Below are 22,469 nucleotides of genomic sequence, written 5' to 3'. Positions count from 1 at the left end.
CGCCCCGCCCTCCCGCTCGACACCGGGAGGGCGGGACAGGCGGTCCCTGCGACGCTCAGGCGCTCAGCGCAGACCGAAGGCGCGGATCAGGGTCTGGCCGACGCCGTTGCCCTCGGTGTCCTCCGCCGTCGTCCGCAGGCTCACGTAGCGCGCCTTGCCCGGTGCGTCGAGCCGTGCCGTCCAGCCGTCCGCCGACTTTCGCAGCGCCGTCCGGTGCCAGGTGGCGCCGTCGTCGTACGACACCTCCACGGTCGCCGTGCGGATCGCGCCGGCTCCCGCCGCTCCCTTGAGGTGCGAGGCCGTGACGGTCAGCTCCGTGCGCCGGTGGGCGCGGCCCGACAGATCGGTGTCCACCGCGTAGTCGAGCTGCACCAGGGGCAGCGGTGTGAGACGGGTGGGATCCGTGGTGGCCGAGGTGAAGTCCCAGACGGTGCGGGTACGGGTCGAGTACGGGCGGTCCGGGAGGTTCCGGCTGCCTTCCAGCACGAGCCGGTAGGGCTTCGGATCAGGCGACAGGCCCCCAACCGTGACGATCCGTTCGTTGACGTCCTCGCCGAGCAGTTCGCCGCCCTGGTGGAGCGAGATCCTGGACGTGTCGTTGTCGGCCCAGACGACGCCCGCGTGCCCGCCGGAGTCGCCCCACGCGGTCATGACGGAGGTGCTGATGTTGTCACCGGCCCGGAAGGGGCCCTGCCAGCTGGTGCCGTTGTCGTTGAGCAGGCGCGGGTGCTGGATCGGGGCGAACCAGGTCTCCCGTGTGGTGCTGCCCGGCTTGTACGAGCGCGCCACGCCCCGCTGGCCCAGGTCGGGCCTGGAGGCGAAGGACACCCACTGGACGTCGTCGTCCGCGGTGACCCACGAGGTGAGTTCACCCTGGGCCCGGACCCGGGTGGGCACGATGCCCAGCGGTTGGCCGAGGAGGGAGATGTCCTGGCGGTACTCGACCGCCCGGCCCTGCGACGTGTCGCGGAACGTGTCGTCGACGCGTGCCAGGTCCCCGGGGGCGGGGCGGTAGGACGGGTCCCGGGGGACCGCGCCGTCGTGGTGGCGGACCAGGTCGTAGGCGTAGCGCGGGACGGGGTGGGAGACGACCTGGAGCGTGGTCGTGCCGGTGCCGCGGAACCGGGCCAGCAGCCGCGTGCTGTCGTCGGTGCCCAGCGACGCCACCGGCAGCGGGGCGGCCTCCGGCAGGTCGGCCCAGGGGTCGAACTTCCCGTACCCGTCGTTCAGGATCAGGAGCTGACGGGCCCCGGCCTTCGCCGCCGCGGCGGCCTGGTCCGTCGGGGCCACGGTGTCGCTGCGACGGACGACCGCGACGCGGTCCCGGACCGCGGCCCCGCGGAACGCGGCCGCGGAGCCGTCACCGGCCCAGACGGCCCGGTAGGCGCGCGTGCCCTCAGGCAGTTCGGGTGACAGGCTCTGGACGGTGACGTCGTCGAAGGTCTGCGAGCCCGCGGAGAACGTGAGCGGTGGCTGGATCTGCCGCCACCGGGTCGCGAAGGTGTACGAGCCCGTCCGCACCTCGGGCGTGGGCGTGACCCACAGGCTGTCGTAGCGCCAGTACTCGGCCACATAGCTGTCCATGAAGGGGAACAGTCCGGTGTTGCCGCGGTACTGGTCGATCCGCAGGAACTGGTTGGCCGTGGTGTGTGGGGTGACGGCGGCCGCCTTGCGCAGGTCGGCGGCGTCGAAGGCGACCGTGCGGTCCGCGTCGAGGACGACCTCGGGTGCGGTGAACATCGCGAAGCCCAGCGTGTGCGTGCCGTCGACGCCGGGCACGGCGGAATTCATCCACACCGAGTAGGTGCTCGGGGACAACCGGAGGTCCAGGCGGCCCGAGCCGTCCACGGAGTAGACCTCCGGTGCGGTGTTGCGCTCGACGTCCTTGAGGATGACGGTTCCGGACAGCGGCTTGTCGTGGCGGTCCTTCGCCGTGAGCGCCAGGGTCGCGCGACGGCCCTCCTTGTTCACCCCGACCGGGGTGCGGGCCAGCACGGCTCCGTCGGCGCCGGTGGCGACCAGGCGGGTGGCATAGGCGCCGTTGTCCTCGGCCGCGTCGAGATGAGTGATCACGCCGACCGAAGCGGTGCCGTGGGCGGGCACGGTCACCTGTGCCTCAGACAGGGTGAACAGGCCCTCGGGCAGTTCGGCGGGGCTCAGCGCGAGATCCAGCGTGACCGGCGCGGGGCCGGAGTTGGTGTAGGTGACGTCCCGGCGGACGGTCTGACCCGGGGTGTACGGGTAGTGCGCCTGAGCGAACGCGTCACCGGATGCCAGCAGCGTCGAGCGCACCGCGGCGGCGACGTCCACCCGCCCGCTGCCCGCGTCGAACGGGCTGAATCGCTGGGTACCGGCGGTGGTGCCGACCAGCGCCTCCTTCAGCCGCTGGCCCGTCCAGTCGGGGTGGTCGGCGGCCAGCAGGGCCGCGGCGCCCGCCACATGCGGCGTGGCCATCGAGGTGCCGGACAGGGACTGGTAGGCGCCCTCACCCTCCGGCGCGTACTGCGAGCGCGCCGCGAGAACGCCCACACCCGGTGCGGTCAGGTCCGGCTTGATGGCGTTGTCGCCCACGCGAGGACCGCGGCTGGAGAAGTCCGCGAGCTGGTCGACGCCCTTGCCCGGACCGTTCACCGCGCCCACCGTCAGCGCCGCGTCGGCGGCGGCGGGCGTGCCCACGGTGTACGCCTCCGGGCCGGAGTTGCCCGCGGCTACGACAAACAGCGCCCCGGTCTCCGCACTGAGCCGGTTCACCGCCTCGCTGAGCGGGTCGGTGCCGTCGGTGGGGGAGTCGCCCAGACTCATGCTGACGATCTTCGCGTGCTGGTCGCGGACCGCCCACTCCATGCCGGCGAGGACCCAGGAGTCCTGACCGCTCCCGCTGTTGTCGAGGACCTTGCCGATGTGCAGCGACGCGCCCGGGGCGACGCCCTTCTCGACCCCGCCGGACGCGGCGCCCGTACCGGCCACGGTGGACGCCACATGGGTGCCGTGACCGTTGCGGTCGGTGACGTCCTGGTCCGGCACGAAACTCTCGGTGGCGGCGATGCGCCCGGCGAAGTCCGGGTGACCCGCGTCGATTCCGGTGTCCAGGACGGCGACGCCCACGCCCTCACCGGTGTTCCGGCCCGACCAGACCTCCGGGGCTCCGATCTGCGCCGTCGTGTCCGACAGCGTGGCCCGCACCTTGCCGTCCAGCCACACCTTGGCGATGCCGCCGGCCAGCCGGCCCCCGGACGTGGCCGAACGGGCTGCGGAGCCGCCGGCCGCGGTGTCCCCGGTACCGGTGAGCGAGGTCCAGAAGTCCGCCGCACGGGAGTGCTCCGCGGAGATGGCCGCACCCTGGATGCTGCTGAGCGCCCGGGTCCGCCGGGCGCCCTCGGGCGTCCTCGCGCTGCGCGAGCGGGCCGCTGTGTCGGTGTAGGTGACGATGAGCGGCAGTTCATCGGTGCGCGCGTCGTCGTACCCGTCCTCGAGCAGCTCCGTGACGTTGAAGAGCCGCCCGTCCAGGGCTCCCGACCCGAGGTACGGGACGGCCGCGTCGGGATAGACGTACGTGTCGGAGCCCGCTGACATCACATGTGCGCCGCCGCTCCTGCCGTGGGGATCGGTCACCGACACCACGGTCTCGGCCCCGCCCTCGCCGGTCACGGTGACCTTGTCGCCGGTGACCAGTGTCAGGGTGCGGGTCGGCCCCGCCGGAGCGGTGGGCGGCGCGGGGGACACCGTCGCCGGGACCGCCGAGGTGGCCGGAGCCGTCGCGGCGTGCAGCAACAGGGCCGCGAGGCCGACGGTCAGCCCGCGTCTGCGGGACCAGGGAATGGGCAAAGGGACCTCACCAACTAGATGTGCAGGGATCGATCGAAGTCAGCCACCCGCTCGCGAGGCTGTAAAGGCACCCCTTTGGCCCTTCTGTGCCATGTCACCAAGTGGACACGATGCAAAAGGTGCATCGTTCCGCAAGCGCGACACACTGCACCGTGTGTAATCCCAGTGTTTCGTCGTACGGTACGCAAGGCGCCCCGGATGTTTCGCGCCACAGGGGTCAGGGTGGGAGAGCGATGGCGGAAACCGATGCGCCGATGGCGCTGGTCGGACTCGACGCGGACACGGAGGCCGTCTACCGCGAACTGCTCACACGCGGCGGTGGGACCGCCGACAGTCTGGTCACGGCATTCGGGCTGAACCGGTCCCAGGCAGTGGCCCACCTCGACCGCCTGCACCGCAACGGACTGCTCAGCCGTCGTTCCTCCGGCGAGTACCAGACCGTGGATCCGCGACACGCGCTCCGCGCGCTGGTCGAGTCGCGCACCCGGCAACTGGCGGCCGTGCGCGACGCCGCCGCCTCGCTCGGAGAACTCTTCGACGAGGCACGGCGGTCGAGCACCCCCCAGCCCGACACCCGGACCATCAGCGGCGCGGAGGAGGTCGGTGACTCCTACTACCGGCTCAAACAGGCAGCCCGGCGCGAGATCTGCGAGCTGGAGCGCCCGCCCTACCTGCTGGCTCCCAACGAGCCGCTGGACGAGGCCGCGATCCGCCGTGGGGTGCGGGTACGGGCCGTCTACGCCGCCGCCAGCTTCGACGACGACGGTGGCTGGCAGGACCTCGGCAGCCTGGTCTCCCGTGGCGAGGAGGCCCGGGTGGTGCCGGCGCTGCCGGTCAAGCTGGTTCTGGTCGATCGCTCGGCGGCCATGGTGTCGCTGACCCTGGAAGGCGGCAGCACCGACTGCCTCTACACCGAGGCGCCGCCCCTGATCGAGGTGCTGTCCGAACTCTTCGACCGCTACTGGGCCGTCGCCGCCCGTCTGAGCGATGCGGTCACCCCCTCGGCACCGGGACCGGTCAGCGCCGGTGCGGGCGGCGGCGCGCGGCGGCCGACCGAAGAGGAGCGCCAGCTTCTCGCCCTCTTCGCCGCCGGCGTCAAGGACGACGCCATCGCCCGCCAGTTCGGCATCTCGACGCGGACCCTGCGCCGCCGGATCCAGAACCTGTACGCGGAGCTGGGCACCACCAACCGGTTCGGTGCCGGCGTGGCGGCAGCCCGCCGCAACTGGCTGTGAGCGGACGCCCGCGAGACCGGTTCCGGCCGCGTCGTCCGACACGCACACCTGGGGGCCCCGGACACAGCGTGCCCGCCCACGGCCCCTCCAGCTGCGCTCCGCACTGAGGAACACTAGGGAGACCGTTGTACTCACGATCGAGACCGACGCGCTCGGCGATAGCCACCGCCTTGCTGTCCGTGACACTCATGACCACCATGGGCGCCACCCCGGCCATGGCGGCCGGACCGCCCACCGGCCCGGACACCGCCGCGGGCAGCCGGGCACACACCACCGGCACCTCGTGGATCACCCTGATCACCGGCGATCGGGTCGCCGTCGACGCCGCCGGAAACCCGGTGGGTGTCGAGCGCGGCGAGGGACGGGAGAACATGCCGGTCCGCATCAGCCGCGACGGCGACCACGTCCTCGTCGTCCCGGAGGACGCCTTCGCTCTCCTGGCCAAGGACCGGGTCGACCGCCGGCTCTTCGACGTCACCGTGCTGACCGACCCCCGGCAGCGCGAGGCGAACCTCAGGGACGGGCTCGGCGTCATCCTCACCTACCAGGGCGAGGCACCGGCCGCCAGGTCCGCGGTGCGCGCCGTCGGCACGGCCGACGTCGCCCGCACCTTCGACGCGCTCAACGGGCAGGCGGTCACGGCCCGACCGGAGGACGCCGGAAGCCTGTGGAAGGCACTCACCGACGAGCGGACCGGCTCCCCGCACGCCCGGCTGGTCCCGGGCGTGCGCAAGGTGTGGCTCAACGGTCTGCGCCGGGCCTCGCTGGACACCGGCGTCGCGCAGATCGGCGCCCCGACCGCGTGGGCGGCCGGCTACGACGGCGAAGGGGTGAAGGTCGCGGTACTCGACACCGGCGTCGACTCCGGCCACGCCGACCTGCCCCGGGGCAGCAAGGTTGTCGCCGAGCGGAACTTCACCCCTTCCGCCGACGCCCGCGACCACTTCGGACACGGCACCCATGTCGCCTCCACCGTCGCGGGCACGGGTGCCCGCTCGGACGGCCGGTACAAGGGCGTCGCCCCCGGTGCCCAGCTCATCAGCGGCAAGGTGCTCGACGACAACGGCAGCGGCGACGACGCCGGCATCATCGCCGGCATGGAATGGGCGGTCGCCGAGGGTGCCCGGATCGTCAACCTCAGCCTCGGCTCCGCCGACACACCCGGCACCGACCCACTGGAAGAGGCGGTGGACCGGCTGTCACGGGAGACCGGCGCCCTCTTCGTCATCGCCGCCGGCAACGACGGACCCGGCGACTCCACCCTCGGCTCGCCCGGCACCGCCGACGACGCGCTGACCGTCGGCGCCGTCGACTCCGACGAACGCATCGCCCCGTTCTCCTCACGCGGACCGCGTCTGGCCGACGCCGCCGTCAAGCCCGACGTCACCGCCCCCGGCGTGGACATCACCGCCGCGGCCGCCGAGGGCAGCCTCTTCGACCTCGACCCCGGCATCCCGCACCCCGCGCCCGGTTACCTGACCATCTCCGGCACGTCCATGGCGACCCCGCACGTCGCCGGCGCTGCGGCGATCCTGCTCCAGCGGCACCCCGGGTGGACAGGACGTCAACTCAAGGCAGCGCTGGTCGCGTCCACCGCCGACGGCGGCCTCGGCTCCTACCTCCAGGGTTCCGGACGTGTCGACGTACCCGCGGCCCTGGAGCAGCGCGCCGTCGCCGAGCCGGTGTCCCTCACTTTCGGCACCGCCTCGTTCCCGCACGGCGACGACGTGGCACGGGAACGCACCGTCACCTACCGCAACGTCGGTGACACACCACTCGACCTGGACCTCTCCGTGTCGGGTACGGGTCCCGACGGCAGCGCCGCACCCGAGGGGATGTTCACCCTCGACCGGCAGCGGCTGACCGTCCCCGGCGGCGGCACCGCCACCGTCACCATGACCGCCGACACGGCCCTCGGCGGGAACCTCTACGGTGCCTACAGCGTCGAACTGGTCGCCGTCGGCGACGGACAGCACGTACGTACGGCGGGTGCCGTGGTCCGCGAGGCCGAGGTGTACGACCTGACGCTGCGTCACCTGAACCGCCAGGGCGAACAGGCGGCGGTCTTCAGCACCGTGCTGTCCGACCTCGACCGGGGGCAGTACACCCTGATCACGAACGACTCCGGGTCGACCACGTTCCGGCTGCCCCGCGGTTCCTACAGCCTGGACACGCTCATCACCGCGCTGAACGGCGGCGGCACGGCCGCGGTGGCGGCCGACCTGGTGATCCGCCCGCTGCTCGAACTGACCGAGGACACCACGGTGACCTTCGACGCCCGCGACGCCGAGCCGGTCACCTTCGACGTCCCGGACCGCCGGGCCGAGCGCAGCGACCTGTCGACCGCGTACACGCTCGACGTCGGGCAGCGCCATCTGTTCGCGCTCGGCTCCGGCGGACTGCGGGACTTCCGGGTGGCCCAGATCGGACCCCGCCCGACCGGCAGCCGCATGCAGTCCGGTGTCGCGGCCGTCTACGAGCACGGATCCGACGTGTACAACGTGGCCTATGGCCGTACCGGCCCCCTGTACGCGGGCTACCACAGGACAGTACGGACGGCCGACCTGGCCAGGATCGACACCACGGCCGGTGCCTCCGTCGAGGGCCGCAGGGGCGTGCTGTTCACCACCCCCACGGTCAACGACACGATGGTCGCACCCGAGCCCGTCAAGGGCGACCTCCCCTTCACCAAACACGTGTACGTCAACACGGACCAGGTGACCTGGGCCCAGGACTTCCTCCAGGTGGGCGACGACGACATGCTCGCCGAGACGCTGTACAGCATGGAGAGCCGGCCCTTCGTCGAGCGGCGCGTCTACCGGACCGTGTACAACGTGGGCGTCTTCGGGCCGCGCCTCGACGCCCACTCGAACCTCTACCGCAACGGCAACGCCGTCTACGGCACGCTGGGTCTGTTCGACGACGGCGTGGGACACGACGGCTACTCCCAGCACGGCGCCGGAACCACCGAGATCGCCCGCAACGGCAGACCCTTGCAGAGCGCGGACCACTCGGTGGCCGACGGACTGCAGTTCACCGCCCCCGCCGACAAGGCGCGCTACACCGTCTCCACCCGGACACAGCGCGACACCGTCGCCTCCGTCAGCACCGAGATACGGGCCACCTGGTCGTTCGAGTCCGCGCGGACCGACGGTGAGCAGGCGCTGCCCCTCTCCGTGGTCCGGTTCACCCCCGCCCTCTCCGAACGCAGCACCTCGAAGGCCCGGGCGTCCGTCGCCGTACCGGTGACCGTGCAGGGCGCCGCGGCCGGACGGAACCTGGCCTCGCTGCGGGTGTACTACTCCACCGACTCCGGCAAGCACTGGCAGCGGGCCACCGTGCTGGCCGGCGGCATCCGGGTGACGAACCCGGCGGCCGGCGGGACCGTCTCGTTCAGGGCCGAGGCGAGCGACCGCCGGGGCAACACCGTCGTTCAGACCATCAAGGACGCGTACCGCACCGCATAGACGCACACGGGAATCCCCCCGGAGCACGAAGGCTCCGGGGGGATTTCCGTGCATGCCCCCGGGCCGAAGGCCCGTCCCGCCCCTTCGACCGACAGAGGAATCGTGTGAGACCACAGCAACGAACCCCGCACCGGCGCCCCTCGACGGCGCTGCTCACGGCGGTCACCGCCCTGCTGACGCTCGTCCCGCAGGCCGCCCTGGCCGGAGAACGACCGGCCCCCACCCCGCGTACCACCGCGCCGGACACCGCCGCCTTCGCCACCTCCCCGCGCACCGTCACTCTGATCACCGGGGACCGGATCACCGTCACACCCCACCGGCCCGGCCCGCCCACCCTCACCGCGGAGGGACCGGACGGCCTCCCCTCCCGGGCCCGCGTCCAGTCCAAGGACGGCGACCTGTACGTCTACCCCCTCGCGGCCGAACGGCATGTCGCGGCCGGACTGCTCGACGAGGCCCTGTTCAACGTGACCCGGCTGGTCGCCGACGGCTACGACGACGCCCGCACCCCGGGACTGCCACTCATCCTGACCTACGGCTCGGCGGCCCAGCGGCGGGCCGACCTGTCCTCGCTCCCCGAGGGCGCCGCCAGGGCACGCCCCTTGACCAGTATCAACGCCACCGCGCTCCAGGAGAGCCGGGAGGACGCGGACCGCTTCTGGGCCGACCTCACCGACCCGGGCACGACGGGGCGGAGCGAGGGCGGGCCGAAGGCGTCGCCGACGGCCGCGCTCGGCGGCGGGGTGCGGAAGGTCTGGCTGGACGCCAAGGTCCGCACCGATCTCGCCGAGAGCACCGCGCAGATCGGGGCACCCGAGGTGTGGAAGGGCGGAAACACCGGGCAGGGCGTGGACGTCGCCGTCCTCGACACCGGTTACGACACCGGACACCCGGACCTCTCCGGCGGGCAGGTCGTGTCCGCCCGCAGCTTCGTCCCCGGGCAGGACGTCCTCGACCGGCAGGGACACGGCACCCACGTCGCGTCCACCGTCGCGGGGAACGGGGCCGCCTCGGACGGCAAGGAGAGGGGCGTCGCCCCCGGAGTGCGCCTGCACGTCGGCAAGGTGCTCGGCGACGACGGATCCGGCCCCAGCTCCGGTGTGATCGCCGGGATGGAGTGGGCGGCGCGCGAGGCAAGGGCCCGTGTCGTCAGCATGAGCCTCGGCGGAACCGTACCGTCGGACGGCTCGGATCCACTGAGCCAGGCCGTGAACGCGCTCAGCGCGGAGACCGGCACACTGTTCACCGTCGCCGCCGGCAACGAGGGCCCCGGTGAATCCACCGTCTCGGCACCCGGCGCCGCGGACGCCGCACTGACCGTCGGCGCCGTGGACTCCGCGGACGCGATGGCGAACTTCTCCAGCCGCGGCCCTCGCTTCCGGGACGACGCGGTCAAGCCCGAGATCACCGCGCCGGGCGTCGGCATCCTCGCCGCGCGCTCGCGGTACGCCACCTTCGGCAGCGGCGCCTACGCCAGCTTGAACGGCACTTCCATGGCCACGCCGCACGTCGCCGGAGCGGCCGCGCTGGTGGCCGCCCGGCACCCGGAGTGGACCGGCGCGCGCATCAAGGACGCCCTGGTCAGCACCGCGGCCCCGACGCCGGCCAACCCGACGGACCAGGGTGGCAGCGGACGCGTCGACGTCGCCTCGGCGGCCTCGGCGGACCTCGTGGCCACCGGCGTCGCGGACGCCGGCATCCACTCTTCGGGTGGCGAGCCCGGCGAGAAGGTGACGCGCGAGGTCGAGTGGGTGAACACCGCGGACCGGCCCGTCACGGTCGCCGTGCGGGTCGCGGCCCCCGGGGCGCCCCAGGGACTGTTCACCGTCGCCGACCGTGAGATCACCGTGCCCGCGCGAGGGAGCACGGCCACCACCGTCACCACCGACCTCGATCTGGCGCCCGCCGGCTCCCGGTTCACCGGACAGGTCACAGGCCTGATCGACGGGCGCACGCTCACCCGCACCCTGCTCGCCGTCAGCACCCGCGAGGAGATGCACCACCTGCGGGTGCACGTCACGGGGCGGGACGGCGAGCCGCTCTCCGACCTCATCCGTTTCCAGCGCAAGGGCGACCCGTACTCCGCGCTCGCCGTGACGGACACCGAGGGTGACGTCGACATGGTCGTACCGAACGGCACCTACACCGTGTGGATGTGGGGGACCGTGCGCGGAACCCACGGTGAGTCCTCGCTGGGCCAGGCCCTGCTGATCCGCACCGACGTCCAAGTGCGTGACACCGACCGGTCGCTGACGCTCGACGGCACCGGGCTGCGCCAGACCCGGCTCGAAACTCCCCGGCCCAGCCAGGTCACCGACGCGCGCACCGACTTCAGCCGGTCGTTCGCGGACGGCACACCCCCGATCAACGACACCACGACGCTCGGCACCGGCTACGACAGCCTGTGGGCTCTGCCCACCGGCAAGCCCGCGGACGGCGATCTCCTGTACACCGTGCGTTCACGCCACGAGCAGCCCCTGCTGAGTCTGTCCACCGATACCGGGAACCTGGACGACCTGTGGCTTCAGCCCTGGTCGGCGCGGCCCGCGGAACGCACCCGGACCCTGCGCGCCGTGTTCGCCGGTGACGGCACGCCGCAGCAGTACGCGGCGTCGGGAGCTCGCGGCAAGGTGGCCGTGGTCCGCTACACGGGCGAGGACCAGGTGGTCGCCGCCGAGCAGGCCGGTGTGGCACTGCTGGTCCTGGTGGGTCGCGACGACGGCCGGCTGTTCCAGCCGGGGGACCGCACTGCGCTGGTCGTCGCGGGAATCTCCCGCGGCGAGGGCGAGGCTCTGATCGGACGGATCGGCAGCAGCAAGGCCGGATCGGTGCCGATGCGGGTCGTCGGGCATGCCGAGACCGGCTACCTCTACGACCTGGTGCACACCTGGCGCGGCGGCATTCCGCCAACGCGGCACTACGCTCCGGAGCGCGACGAACTGGCCCGGGTCGACGTGGAGTTCCGCAACGCGCCCGGCCGCGAAGTGACCGAGAACCGCTTCGACGTGCAGCCCTACGAAGTGGCGCGGTTCGACAGCCGCCGCGTGTCCACCGCGGGCGCCCACCGCACCGACTGGGTGACCGCCGCGCCCGAGGCCGCCTGGACCGAGCAGGCCTACGAGGAGAACACCTCCTTCCAGCACTCCGGCCGCGTCGCGTACCCGGCGGGACGCGCCACGGACGTCCAGTGGTTCGGCCCCGTCGAGCACCCCCGGCTCAGCGAAACGCTGGAACCCCCGCGGCGGCAGGGCAACTCCCTCACGGGCGCCATCAGCGCCTACGGTGACGGTGGACACGGTCACGCGGGCACCGTGGGCCCCGGCACGGTGACGCAGAATCTCTCGCTCCACCGGAACGGGAAGCTCTTCCACGAGACCGAGGGCGGTTGGTTGGGGGTCGAAGTCCCCGGCGCAGCGGGAAGGTATCTGCTGACCGTCGACACCAGGCGTACCGGGGGGCACCCCTACTCGACCGCGACACACACCGAGTGGGGCTTCTCGTCCGCGCGGGCCCGGCCAGGTACCGCGCCGCTGCTCCCGCTGGTGCAGTTGGACTACACCGTCCCCACCTCGGCGGCCGGCGTCGCCCCCCGCGACGCGGAACTCGTCGTCACCGCCTCGCACCTGCCCGGCGCCTCGACGTCCCGGGTGCGCACCGAGAAGGTCGAGCTGTCCTACGACGACGGGCGCACCTGGCATCGGGCGGATGTGCGGTCCGCCGGTGAAGGAGCAGTGCGGGTCCGACTGGACGCACCCCGGCGTGCCGCGTTCCTGTCCCTGCGGGTCCGTGCCGCGGACACGCAGGGCAGCACGGTGACCCAGACGGTGACGAGGGCGACCGGTCTCGGGTGAAGGGACACTGACCGGACGCCCCCCTGACGGGAAAGGCCGGTATCCGGCAGCGGAACGCCCGCGGTCGGGTGGCTTTCGAGGAAGGCCACCCGACCGCGGGCGGGAGCGTTGCCCGGATCGGGACGACGCCGCAAGAGGAGGTCACGTCGCCGCCGCCGACGGCGACGTGCCGGCCCGTCCCGAACCGGCGTCACGGAACGGGCCCGACGGTCAGACGCCGCCGTTCTCCCAGTGGTGCGTCGCCGTGGTCGCGGTGACACCGTTCGCGTAGACGAGTGCGACGCGGTGGTTGTACTGCACGGTGTACATCTTCTTCCCGCCGATGACGACGGCTCCGCTGGACGGGAAGTAGTCGTCGGTGGCCGAGGCGTCCTGAGTGGCCACGTACGCCTGTCCGGCCGGGATGGAGTACATGCTCAGCGGGGCCTGCGTGGAGGCGCCGAGACCGGCCGGGTACTCGGCCTTGTCGGGATAGCTGGAGCCGTAGAGTGCCACCGGCGTGCTCCCGGCGGGCTTGATGATCTTCACACCGTACCGGATACGGGTGTTGGTGCCGCCCGGGTTGTGGAACCACACCTTCGCCCCGCTGAACCAGACGGCGGTCCAGTCCTCCCGCACCTCGGCCACCACGAACTGCTGACCGGCCTGTGCCGTGCTGCCCCAGTCGTTCACCCGGTTGGTACCCGCGGCGGTGCCGTGGATCGCCTGGTCGCCGAAGAGCGGGGCGGTCTCGTCCGGGGCGGTGCGCAGGTAGACGAAGTTGGCCTGCTGCTGCCGCTCGGTGCAGGTGGGCGTCTGCCCGGTGGGGTCGTCGGAGGGACACACCTGGAAGGTCTGCACGTTCTCCGTGAACGAGGGCGTGATCGCCACGACCTCGCCCGGCTGGGGCACCTCGGGCAGACCGCTGACCGGCGCCCCGAGCAGGCTCATGAAGTGGTTCCAGTCCCACGCGTAGCCGGGGTCCCAGTGCATGCCGGCGACCAGCGCGGAGTTCGGCCCGGCAACGTTGTCATGGCCGATGACGTGCTGCCGGTCCAGCGGTACGCCGAACCGCCCGGCCAGGTACTTCACCAGGTCGGCCGTGGCCTGGTACTGCGACTCCGTGTACCAGGCGGCGCCGTGAGCGGCGAAGCCTTCGTGCTCGATCCCGATGGAGTGCAGGTTGGTCGAGTAGTTTCCCGCGTGGAAGGCGATGTCCTTGGTCGGGACCATCTGGGTGACCGCACCGGACGACGACATGACGTAGTGGGTCGAGGCGGGGTTCGTGGGGTTGGCCAGACCCGCGACACCGGCGTCGTAGGTGGACTCCAGGTCGTGGATGACGATCGTGTCGATGCGGATGCCGTTCGCGGGCCGGTCGGCCACCTGCCCGCCGACCGGAGAGCCGGCGACGAAGGTGCAGTCGACGGTCGCGGGGCATTCGACCGCGGCCGCCGTGGACGCCTTCTTGAGGTGCAGTGCGTCGATCTGCTGCCGGTCGGGGGTGACCGAGGGGCTGGCGGCCAGGCGCAGGCGCTGGCCGTCCGGGGTCGTGGCCGAGGCACCGCCCCGCATCGTGCGGAAGACGCGATCGGCGAAGCTCGCCGCCGCCTTCTCCTGCTTGGCCTGGCTGTAGCGGGCCACGGCCCCGTACCACTCGCCGGGGTCCGTGGGCGTCGCGCCGACCAGTTCCCGCTCGTACGAGGCCAGCAGCGCTGCGCCGCCCCGGATGTTCGCGGCGTCGTCCTCACGCAGGTCCCGCGCCGGCAGACCGGTCAGCTCCGCGGCCTGGCGCAGTGTGTGGAGGGCGGGGTCGGCGGCGAGGGTCTCGACGTCGGCCCGGCCGGCGGCACCGGCACCGCCGCCGGCCAGCATGGCGGGGGTGACGTCGGTGAGGTTCATCGGCCCGTAGCCGCCGTCGGTGCTCGGCAGACCGCCGTGTCCGTCCCACGCCGATTCCTGGTGGGACAGGGCGAGCAGGACGGCGGGCGGGATGTGGTACTCGTCCGCCGCGGCGAGCAGGGCCTCCTGGCGTTTGTCCGAGGCGTCACTCGCCGTGTCGGCCTGTGCCGCGCCCGACATGGCCAACAGGCCACCCGCGACGAGTGCGCCCACCGTGACACCGACGGGCAGAACGGCTGCCCTTCGTGACTTGTGCAAGGTGATGCTCCTTATGAAGAAGTAACGGGCATCGAGGCACGCCGATCAGCGGCCGTGGCAGGCCGTCGGCGCAGGGCAACTCGATGCGAGGATGACTATAGGGCGAAGCTGCTTGTAGGTGCCACGAGAATCCGCATGGTCCAACACCGTGTGTTGTGACAATGACGTGACGGTCGCGACCGGGTCAGGAAGGACGGAACTCGACGACGACGCGATAGCCGGCCGGCTCCGACGTGATGTGGAGTTGCGGGTCGTCGAACAGGCGCTTGAGCGCGGCGTGCCACTCCTGATTGCCCGTGGCCCGGTCGAGTTCGGTGCCCGAGGACCACTCGGCGACATGAACGAACCGCGTCTCGGGGGCGTCGGCCAGGGGGCGGTGCAGCCGGGACCGGATGAATCCGGGCTGCGTCGACATGATCCGGGCGTTCTCCTGGTACGCCTCGGTGAAGTAGTCGGCCTCCTCCGACGGCACGGTGTAGGTCTTGATGAGGACGACCGGATCGGCGGTGTGCGTCTTCGAGTTCAGTGAGTCGGTCATGTCCATTCGACAAGCGACGGCTCGCCCCTGTGACGAGCGGTCGAAACCCCCTCAACAGGGATCTTCCTGCCGAGGTGTCACAACCACTGCCCGCCGACGGTCTTAGTGGTGACCAATACCGCCACTCCCGGCGCGAGTTGAGGTCCGACCCCATCTGGTCGGACAGATGTGTAGGAGAACAGTGCCAGCCATATGCGCCGCCCGAGGCGGCCGGTGACCACGTCGGTCGAGGTGTCCGCACTCACGGTGCGCTACGGCGGGGTGAAGGCGGTGGAAGACTTCACCCTCTCCCACTCCAGCGGTGGCGTGATCGGACTGATCGGCCCCAACGGTGCAGGAAAGACAACCTTGTTGAACGCCCTCTCCGGGGTGACACCACCGACCTCCGGAACCATTCGCGTGAACGGCCGCGACCTCACCGGAGCCGGCCCCGTGCGCACCGCCCGCCTGGGGGTGACCAGGACCTTCCAGAACCTTCAGATCTTCGGCTCGCTGACCGTGCTGCACAACGTCATGCTGCCGCGCACCGCTCGAAGTGTGCACCTCTCCCTCGGCCACGTCCTGGGTCTGGCCACCTCCAGGAGGCGGGTCGAGGCCGAGCGCCGCACGGCCGGTGAGCTGCTGGACAGGGTAGGGCTCGGGCCCTACGCACACCTGCCCGCGGAGAGCCTGGCCTACGGACTCCAGCGCCGGGTGGAGATCGCGAGGGCGCTGGCGGGAGACCCCGCACTGCTGCTCCTGGACGAACCTCTCGCAGGCCTCGCGCGCGCGGAAAGTGCCGATCTGACGGCACTGTTCACGGACATCGCGGCGGAAGGTGTGACCGTACTGATGGTCGAGCACGATGTCGCCGGTGTCTTCGCGGTGTCGGACCGGGTGCTGGTCCTGGACCACGGCCGGCTGCTGGCGGACGGCACATCCGAGCAGATCGCGGCCGACCCCGTGGTGCGCGCCGCATACCTGGGCGAGGAGACGTGAGCGAACTGCTGCGGGCCACCGGGCTGGTGTCCGGATACGGCCGGATCGAGGCCCTGCACGGAGTGGACGTCGCGGTGGACGCCGGGCAGGCCGTGACCGTGATCGGACCCAACGGTGCCGGGAAGTCCACGCTGTTGCGCACCCTGGCGGGCCTGTCCCGTCCCTGGCGGGGGACCGTCGAGTTCGACGGCACGGACGTCACCCGCTGGCCGGCGGAGCAGCGGGCGCGAGCGGGGCTGGTGCTCGTCCCCGAGGGCCGTCACGTGTTCGCCGGGCTCACCGTCGAGGAGAACCTGCGGCTGGGCGGCTACGCGGCGGACCGGGCCGCGGCCGGGCTGGACGCGGTCTATGACCTCTTCCCGGCTCTCGTCGCCCGCCGACGGCAGCCCGCGGGCACCCTGTCGGGCGGCGAGCAGCAGATGGTGGCCATCGGCCGCGGCCTGATGAGCCGCCCGAGACTGCTGCTGCTGGACGAGCCGTCGCTGGGGCTCGCCCCGCAGGCGGTCCGGCTGGTGACCGACGCACTGGTGGAACTGGCCGTGCGTGGCACGACGCTGGTCCTGGTCGAGCAGAGCGCGAGCGTCGCCTTCCGGGTGGCACAGCGCGGACACCTCATGGAGCGGGGAGAACTCGTGGCATCGGGACCCGTCGGCCGACTGAGCGAAGACCCCCGGGTCGTCCGGGCCTACTTGGGAGGGCCCGTCGGATGAACGTCCCCGCACCGCAGTCACTCAGGATCGGAATCCGGTAGCCACGCATGTCGCAGTTCTTCGACTTCACCCTCTCCGGACTCGGAGCCGGCACCACCTACGCACTGGTCGGCCTCGGGGTCGCCCTGGTGTATCAAGTCACCGGCGTCATCAACTTCGCGCAGGGCGACTTCGTCATGCTCGGCGGGCTGGGCTGCGCGGTGCTGCACGAGGCGGGCACGCCCCTGTGGGCGGCGGCCCTGACCGCGATCGCCGCCACCGCCGCCGTCGGTGCCCTGCTGGATCTCGTCGTCGTCCGACGAGCCCGGGACGCCGACAGCGAACGGCTCATCATCTTGACGATCGGCGCCTCCGTGACCCTTGAGGGCGCGGCGCTCCTCGTGTTCGGCCCGGACTCCCACTTCGTCCCGTCCTTCTCCGAGGGCCACGCGTTCGAGGTGTTCGGCGCCCATGTGGTCCGGCAGTACGTGTGGTGCGGCGTGGCCACCGGGCTGGCGGTCCTGCTGATGTGGCTGTTCCTCACCAGAACCCTGTGGGGTACCGCGATGCGCGCCACGGCCATGGAACCGGAGGCGGTCCGCCTCGTGGGTGTCTCGCCGGCCCGGATGAGCCTGCTGGCGTTCACCCTGGCCGCGGCGCTGGGCGCGCTGGCCGGAGTGTTCCTGGCTCCGCTCCAGCCGCCGGACGCGTCCGTGGGCATCCCCTTCGGGCTCAAGGGCTTCACCGCGGCGGTCATCGGCGGACTCGTCTCCCCGGCGGGCGCCGTGGCCGGCGGGCTGCTGGTCGGACTGGTGGAGGCGTTCGCCACCGGATATCTCAGCAGCGAGTACAAGGACACGCTCACCTACGGGCTGCTGCTCGCGGTGCTGCTGCTGCGGCCCACCGGGCTGCTGCGCCGGGCGTCGGTGGTGCGGGTATGAACGCGTCGCACCGGGCACGCGCCCTGGTCGGCTCCCGTGCCGCCGGGTACGCCGTCTTCGTCGTACTGCTGCTGACGGTCCCCGCCGTCTTCACGAGGGTGCCCTTCTACACGATGTCGGTCGCGGTGCTGATGTGTTTGCAGGCCACGGCGGCCCTGGGCCTCGTTCCGCTGGTCGGCCGGGCCGGCCAGATCTCCCTCGGGCAGGCCGCCTTCTTCGCCGTCGGCGGATACACCTCCGCGATCCTCACCGGCAGATGGCACGTCAACGCCCTGCTCGCGCTGACCGCCGGGGCCGCGCTGGCCATGGCCGTGGCCTACATCGTGGGGCTGTTCATCTTCCGGGCGCAGGGCCAGTACCTGGCGCTGGCGACCCTGTCGTTCGGTCTGGTGGTCAGCTCCCTGGCCAATCAACTGCCGCTGACCGGCGCCTCGAACGGTCTCTCGGGCATTCCGTCGCTGGCGCCGTTCGGTGTGGAGCTGGACACCGACCTGTCGGTCTACTACCTCGTGGCCGGCGTGCTGCTGGTCGCCGTGCTGTCCGTGGACGCGCTGCTGCGGTCCCCTGCGGGGGACGCGCTGAGCGCGCTGGGCGACAGCCCCGTGGCCACGGAGGCCGCCGGGGTGTCGGCCGCCGCGCTGCGCCGGGGCGCGTTGGCGCTCGCGGCCGGGCTCGCCTCGGTCGCGGGCAGTCTGTACGCCCATTGGTCGTCCTTCATGGACTCCGGTCAGGCGGGACTCCTCAACTCCGTGCAACTGCTCGTCATCGCCTCGGTCGGCGGACTGCGCACCCCGTGGGGCGCGCCGCTCGGTGCGCTGGTGATCGTCACGTTCTCCGAGGCGTCCAAGGATTTGATCCCGAAGGTGTTCCCGTCCGCTACCGGGAATTTCGACATCATCGTCTACGGGATCGCGTTGATAGCCGTGCTGCTGTTCCTGCCCAGAGGCGTGGGCGGCGTGACAGCGGTCCGCAGAGAGCGGTCGGTTCGGAAGCGGCAGGACGGTCCTGCCCCCGCCACGACGGCTCGTACTCAGGAAAGAGAGACACAGTGATCCGGACAGGTACCTCGTTGGCGCTGACCGGCGCGATCCTCGTCGGCGCCTTGGGGCTCACCGGCTGCGCCGCGTCCGAGGAGGACGACGGGACCGGCGGGCGTTCGAAGGGGGGAGACATCGCGATCGGCGCCAGCCTGGAGTTGTCGGGGCCCACGCAGAGCATCGGCACGGCGTACAAGAAGGCCCTCGAACTCCAGGTGGACTCGATCAACGAGCAGGGCGGAGTGCTGGGCGGACGCAAGCTCCGGCTGATCGTCAAGGACAACCAGACCAAGCCCGCGCAGAACATCACCAACGTCAACGACCTGATCAACAACGATCATGTCGTGGCGGTGATCACGGGTGGTTGTTCGGCGTGCACCGTCCCGGTCACCAGCATCGTGGAGAAGCGCAAGGTGCCCCTGATCTCGCTGGCCTCGGCAACGGCCATCACGGAACCGGTGGCGGAACGTCAGTACACGTTCAAGATCTCGCCCAACCCCGCTCAGGACGCCGAAGTGCTGCTGGCCGATCTGAAGAAGAAGGGGGTGAGGAGTGTCGGCCTGCTCAACGTCGACAACCCCTACGGGCAGGAGGGCCGGGCCGCGGTCCTGGCCCAGGCGAAGAAGGCCGGCATCGAGGTCACCGGCACGCAGCAGTTCGGCCAGGAGGACAAGGACATGAGCGTCCAGGCGAAACGCCTGGTCGACGACCGTCCCGAGGCCGTGGTGGTCTGGGCGGTCATGCCGGCTGCCGGGATCATCGCCAAGAATCTTCGGGACGCGGAATTCGACGGTGGTGTCTATCTGGATGCCGGCGCCGGTGCGGAACTCTTCGTCAAGGGTGCTCAAGGAGCCGCGGAGGGTGTCCACATGGTCTTCCCCCGCGTCCTGGCGATCGGTGACGTCACCTCGGGCGGTGACAGCGTGCGGGACCAGAAGCAGTGGGTGGCGCGCTACACGGACAGGTACCAGGACTACTCCGGGTTCGCCTCTTTCGCGGCCGACGCCGCACTGATGCTGCGCGACGCCATCGCCAAGTCGGGCGGCACGGACGGTGCCGAGCTGCGCGACACGATCGAGACGATCGGCTTCGACGGAGTGTCCGGCCCGATCCGGAACTCGGCGAAGGAGCACTCCGGTCTCCAGCCGGAGTCGCTCGGCGTACTCGTGGTGCGTGACGGCGACTGGCATCTGGCGAACTGACGGGCGGCCGAGGGCCACCCGTGGTTTTCGGCCTTCCTCGCCAGGGCGAGGAGACGACGCCGGATGACGGGCAGACGAACAGTCATGGTGGACACACAACTTCGGCACAGGGAACGGACTCGGCAGGAATCCCGTGCGCGAGGAACCATGGCGATCTGGCGGTGGGCCAGGTGGGCGGCTCTCTTCCTCGCCGTCGGCTGGGCACTGAACTCGGTCGTGAAGCTGGCCGAGGGTGCGCAGGGACGCGAGCTGTGGTGGCCGTTGCTCAGTACCGTCATCTGGGCAGCGGTGACCGTGCACGGTTTCGCGACCTACCGTCGGATCAGGACCAGGACACTGCCGGCCCTCACCCGCCGGACAGCGGCCTGACCGCTGCCCCGAGCACGGCCACGTCATGACCTCACTCAGGGGCCGGGCCGCGCGCAGGTCTGTCTTCCCTGCCCTGCCTGGCTTCCGGGAGCATGTCCGGTCGCGCCGGTCGCGCCGGTCGCTCGTCGGACGCGGCACCTGGGCAACGGGCATCCGCGTCCGGCGGGGTCACGACCAGGATCTCGTCCGATGAACTCCATACGCGTCGTTCCGCTTTGCCAGGGGCGAGGCGGACATCGGCCTCCCGGCGCGGGGTGCGTGCGTCGTGCGCCCGGTACCCGATCGCGCACTCCCCACGCCCGTGGGCGGACGCCACCACGGTGGCGAACGACGCGACCCGGCCGGGGAGCACGTAGTGCGAGGCCGGGCGCAGGGCCAGGGCGCCACCCCGTGCGGCGAAGAGCTCCTCGAACACGGCGGCCATGCCGGTGTCCTGCGCGATCCTGGTCATGACCAGGGAGGTCAGCTCGCCGCGCACGACAGCGTCCCCTTCCGGGCCCAGCGGGGCCAGGGCCAGGCTGCGGTGGTCGGTCAGTTCGGCGACGACGGGCAGGGACTGTCCCGTCTCCTCCTCGACGGCCCTCAGGTTCAGCAGCGTGAGCAGGAGCTGGTCGTCCGGCCGGGCCCGGTGAGGACCCGCGTCCGGTGCGAGCGCGATCACGCTGTCATAGCCGAACAGGTCGAGCGCGCGCAGCGTGTCGGGTCGGGTCGGTTCCCCGACGTGGTACGACACGGCGACCCTTTCGTCGTCAGTGGGGCCCACGGCCCCCGCGGTCACCGGTCCGTCGTCGGCGCCGCTGACGACGTGCAGGTGGGAGCCCGGCGGTGCGGTGCGGCTGAGCGACTCCATGACCAGTGGAGCGCGACGGTTCCACCCCAGCAGCAGCGTCTTCGAGAAGGACCGCTGCCGGTCGGGCGGGCCCGCCATGACGGTGTGATCCACGGCGGTGCCCTCCCGCTTCGCGACGGGCGGCCGATCGTCCCGCGCGACGACGATCAAACGGTCCCCGGGGCCGCATCGCGCGCCAGACGCCGGTGTGAGCAGGGCGCGGCCGTCGGCCGCCAGGTACCCGACGGCACAGGCCTCCTCGTACCGCGAGGAGATCTCGGCGAACGTCAGCCCCAGGGCGTCCGGCGCGTGGACCACGTGGAACTCGGCGCCCGCGAGATCGAGAAGGTCCCGCAACGCCCGCACCAGGCCGGGGTACCGGGCGGCCTGGACGAGCAGCCGCGCCGCCGTGGTCTCGACGTCCAGGACGAAGCCCCGCGTTCCGGCAGCGAGCCGGGCCGCGGTCAGGAACCGCTCGTCGCGTACGGCGGCCACCACCGGTGGGCCCGCCCCGGCGCCGAGCAGTGCTCGCAGGGCCAACAGCACCCGGACCACCTCCGCGTCGGCATCGGCGTCGTCGCCCGGCAGCACCAGGACGCAGTGCGCCGCGGCAGGAGTGAGCAGCGCGAGCGCGGCGGGGTCGGTCGGGGCGCCCGTACGGCAGACGACGCGTACTCCACGAGTCACGCCCAGCGCCGCGCTCAGCTCCGAGGCCATCACGGCGGAGTCGCGATCGGCGAGCACCGCGACGGCCCCGCGTACCCTGCCGACCTGGCTGATGACCATCTCACCGACCACGGTGAACACCTGGTCGGACCAGCCGAGCACCACCGCGTGCCCCTTCTCCAGCACCCTGGACCGACCCCGGCGCAGTTCCTCCAGGCGGTCACCCAGCCCGGTCGTGATCACACCCACCAGGGTGGAGACACACAGCAGGGCGATCAGTCCGAGGAACACCGACAGGAGCATCCGGAGCGGCGCGCCGGTCACCCCGCCGAGGCGGAGGGTCTCGGCGCTCGTACGCCACACCGCCACGAGCCGTTCCGTCAGGGAGCGGGGTGCCCGCGGGTCGGTCCACACCAGGAGCGTGCTGACGGGAACGACGATCGCCAGACAGCAGGCGGCCAGCCAGCCGAGCAGTGCCCCGGTGCTTCGGGCCAGTGTCCGGTCGAAGACATAACGCGCTCGGTGTCGCCAGGAAACCGCCCGCCGGCGCCCCATATGTGTACCCCCTACCGCCCCGCGCACCGCGTGAGCCATCAGCGGAAGAGTGCTGATGCGAGAGCCGCGACACACCGTGCCACGGGGATATTCACCCGTTAGGGAACGGCATGGCGGGCTGCGGCTCCGGGCAGCGCTGCCCGGAGCC

13 protein-coding genes are annotated in these 22,469 nt (G+C 71.7%); 9 read left to right on the top strand and 4 right to left on the bottom strand.

Annotated elements, in window-relative coordinates:
* Nucleotides 1–63: 63 nt before the first annotated feature.
* The gene (locus tag B9W62_RS00630; RefSeq protein WP_087804109.1) at nucleotides 64–3,825 is read right to left on the bottom strand and encodes a S8 family serine peptidase; all 3,762 of its coding nucleotides are present in this window, start codon (nucleotides 3,823–3,825) and stop codon (nucleotides 64–66) included.
* Between the two features lie 233 nt (nucleotides 3,826–4,058).
* On the opposite strand from B9W62_RS00630, the gene B9W62_RS39430 reads away from it, so the two are divergent.
* From B9W62_RS39430 to B9W62_RS00610, 3 genes are all read left to right on the top strand, one after another.
* Entirely contained in the window at nucleotides 4,059–5,060 is a 1,002-nt protein-coding gene (locus B9W62_RS39430; protein WP_107424177.1) for a helix-turn-helix transcriptional regulator, read from the top strand.
* A 188-nt stretch (nucleotides 5,061–5,248) separates the two neighbouring features.
* Nucleotides 5,249–8,527 carry a S8 family peptidase gene (locus B9W62_RS00615; protein ID WP_143665449.1) on the top strand — a complete coding sequence of 1,093 codons (3,279 nt, stop codon included), beginning with the start codon at nucleotides 5,249–5,251 and terminating at the stop codon, nucleotides 8,525–8,527.
* A gap of 104 nt (nucleotides 8,528–8,631) precedes the next feature.
* Nucleotides 8,632–12,378: a S8 family serine peptidase gene (locus B9W62_RS00610; protein ID WP_107424176.1), complete on the top strand. Its 3,747-nt coding sequence runs from the start codon at nucleotides 8,632–8,634 to the stop codon at nucleotides 12,376–12,378.
* Nucleotides 12,379–12,588: 210 nt separating this feature from the next.
* On the opposite strand, the gene B9W62_RS00605 is transcribed toward B9W62_RS00610, so the two are convergent.
* Both B9W62_RS00605 and B9W62_RS00600 read right to left on the bottom strand, forming a co-directional pair.
* Complete coding sequence (locus tag B9W62_RS00605; RefSeq protein WP_087804104.1) at nucleotides 12,589–14,517, bottom strand: N-acetylmuramoyl-L-alanine amidase; 1,929 nt, start codon at nucleotides 14,515–14,517, stop codon at nucleotides 12,589–12,591.
* Between the two features lie 184 nt (nucleotides 14,518–14,701).
* Nucleotides 14,702–15,055, bottom strand: coding sequence for an antibiotic biosynthesis monooxygenase family protein (locus B9W62_RS00600; protein ID WP_087811666.1), 354 nt, complete (start codon nucleotides 15,053–15,055; stop codon nucleotides 14,702–14,704).
* A gap of 213 nt (nucleotides 15,056–15,268) precedes the next feature.
* Between B9W62_RS00600 and B9W62_RS00595 the strand changes: the two genes are divergently transcribed.
* The 6 genes from B9W62_RS00595 to B9W62_RS00570 all read left to right on the top strand — a co-directional run bounded on the left by B9W62_RS00595 (nucleotide 15,269) and on the right by B9W62_RS00570 (nucleotide 20,271).
* Nucleotides 15,269–16,033 carry an ABC transporter ATP-binding protein gene (locus tag B9W62_RS00595; protein WP_256976140.1) on the top strand — a complete coding sequence of 255 codons (765 nt, stop codon included), beginning with the start codon at nucleotides 15,269–15,271 and terminating at the stop codon, nucleotides 16,031–16,033.
* On the top strand, nucleotides 16,030–16,743 hold the full coding sequence (locus B9W62_RS00590) for an ABC transporter ATP-binding protein (protein WP_087804100.1): 714 nt from the start codon (nucleotides 16,030–16,032) through the stop codon (nucleotides 16,741–16,743). The genes B9W62_RS00595 and B9W62_RS00590 overlap by 4 nt, the downstream gene beginning before the upstream one ends.
* Nucleotides 16,744–16,790: 47 nt before the next feature.
* Nucleotides 16,791–17,663 (top strand): branched-chain amino acid ABC transporter permease, encoded by an 873-nt coding sequence (locus tag B9W62_RS00585; RefSeq protein WP_087804098.1) that lies wholly within the window; start codon nucleotides 16,791–16,793, stop codon nucleotides 17,661–17,663.
* Entirely contained in the window at nucleotides 17,660–18,715 is a 1,056-nt protein-coding gene (locus B9W62_RS00580) for a branched-chain amino acid ABC transporter permease (protein ID WP_087804096.1), read from the top strand. Before B9W62_RS00585 ends, B9W62_RS00580 begins: the two co-directional genes overlap by 4 nt.
* A complete protein-coding gene (locus tag B9W62_RS00575) occupies nucleotides 18,712–19,902 on the top strand; it encodes an ABC transporter substrate-binding protein (RefSeq protein ID WP_087804094.1) in 1,191 nt (396 codons plus the stop codon). The genes B9W62_RS00580 and B9W62_RS00575 overlap by 4 nt, the downstream gene beginning before the upstream one ends.
* Nucleotides 19,903–20,049: 147 nt before the next feature.
* Complete coding sequence (locus tag B9W62_RS00570) at nucleotides 20,050–20,271, top strand: hypothetical protein (protein WP_256976139.1); 222 nt, start codon at nucleotides 20,050–20,052, stop codon at nucleotides 20,269–20,271.
* A 31-nt stretch (nucleotides 20,272–20,302) separates the two neighbouring features.
* Here B9W62_RS00570 and B9W62_RS00565 read toward each other — a convergent pair whose 3' ends face one another.
* Nucleotides 20,303–22,321 carry a CASTOR/POLLUX-related putative ion channel gene (locus B9W62_RS00565; RefSeq protein ID WP_087804091.1) on the bottom strand — a complete coding sequence of 673 codons (2,019 nt, stop codon included), beginning with the start codon at nucleotides 22,319–22,321 and terminating at the stop codon, nucleotides 20,303–20,305.
* Between the last annotated feature and the right edge of the window lie 148 nt (nucleotides 22,322–22,469).

This window comes from Streptomyces sp. CS113 (assembly GCF_002188365.1).
Lineage (GTDB): Bacteria > Actinomycetota > Actinomycetes > Streptomycetales > Streptomycetaceae > Streptomyces > Streptomyces tendae.
Note: the sequence above shows the minus strand (reverse complement) of the source record. Positions and strands in the feature narration are given on the sequence as shown.

What these genes read in the sequence shown, in the direction of transcription:
- B9W62_RS00615 (WP_143665449.1), top strand. Translation starts at nt 5,249, where the DNA reads ATGACCACCATGGGCGCCACCCCGGCCATGGCGGCCGGACCGCCCACC.
- B9W62_RS00565 (WP_087804091.1), bottom strand. Translation starts at nt 22,321, where the DNA reads ATGGGGCGCCGGCGGGCGGTTTCCTGGCGACACCGAGCGCGTTATGTC.
- B9W62_RS39430 (WP_107424177.1), top strand. Translation starts at nt 4,059, where the DNA reads ATGGCGGAAACCGATGCGCCGATGGCGCTGGTCGGACTCGACGCGGAC.
- B9W62_RS00580 (WP_087804096.1), top strand. Translation starts at nt 17,660, where the DNA reads ATGAACGCGTCGCACCGGGCACGCGCCCTGGTCGGCTCCCGTGCCGCC.
- B9W62_RS00600 (WP_087811666.1), bottom strand. Translation starts at nt 15,055, where the DNA reads ATGACCGACTCACTGAACTCGAAGACGCACACCGCCGATCCGGTCGTC.
- B9W62_RS00570 (WP_256976139.1), top strand. Translation starts at nt 20,050, where the DNA reads ATGGCGATCTGGCGGTGGGCCAGGTGGGCGGCTCTCTTCCTCGCCGTC.
- B9W62_RS00585 (WP_087804098.1), top strand. Translation starts at nt 16,791, where the DNA reads ATGTCGCAGTTCTTCGACTTCACCCTCTCCGGACTCGGAGCCGGCACC.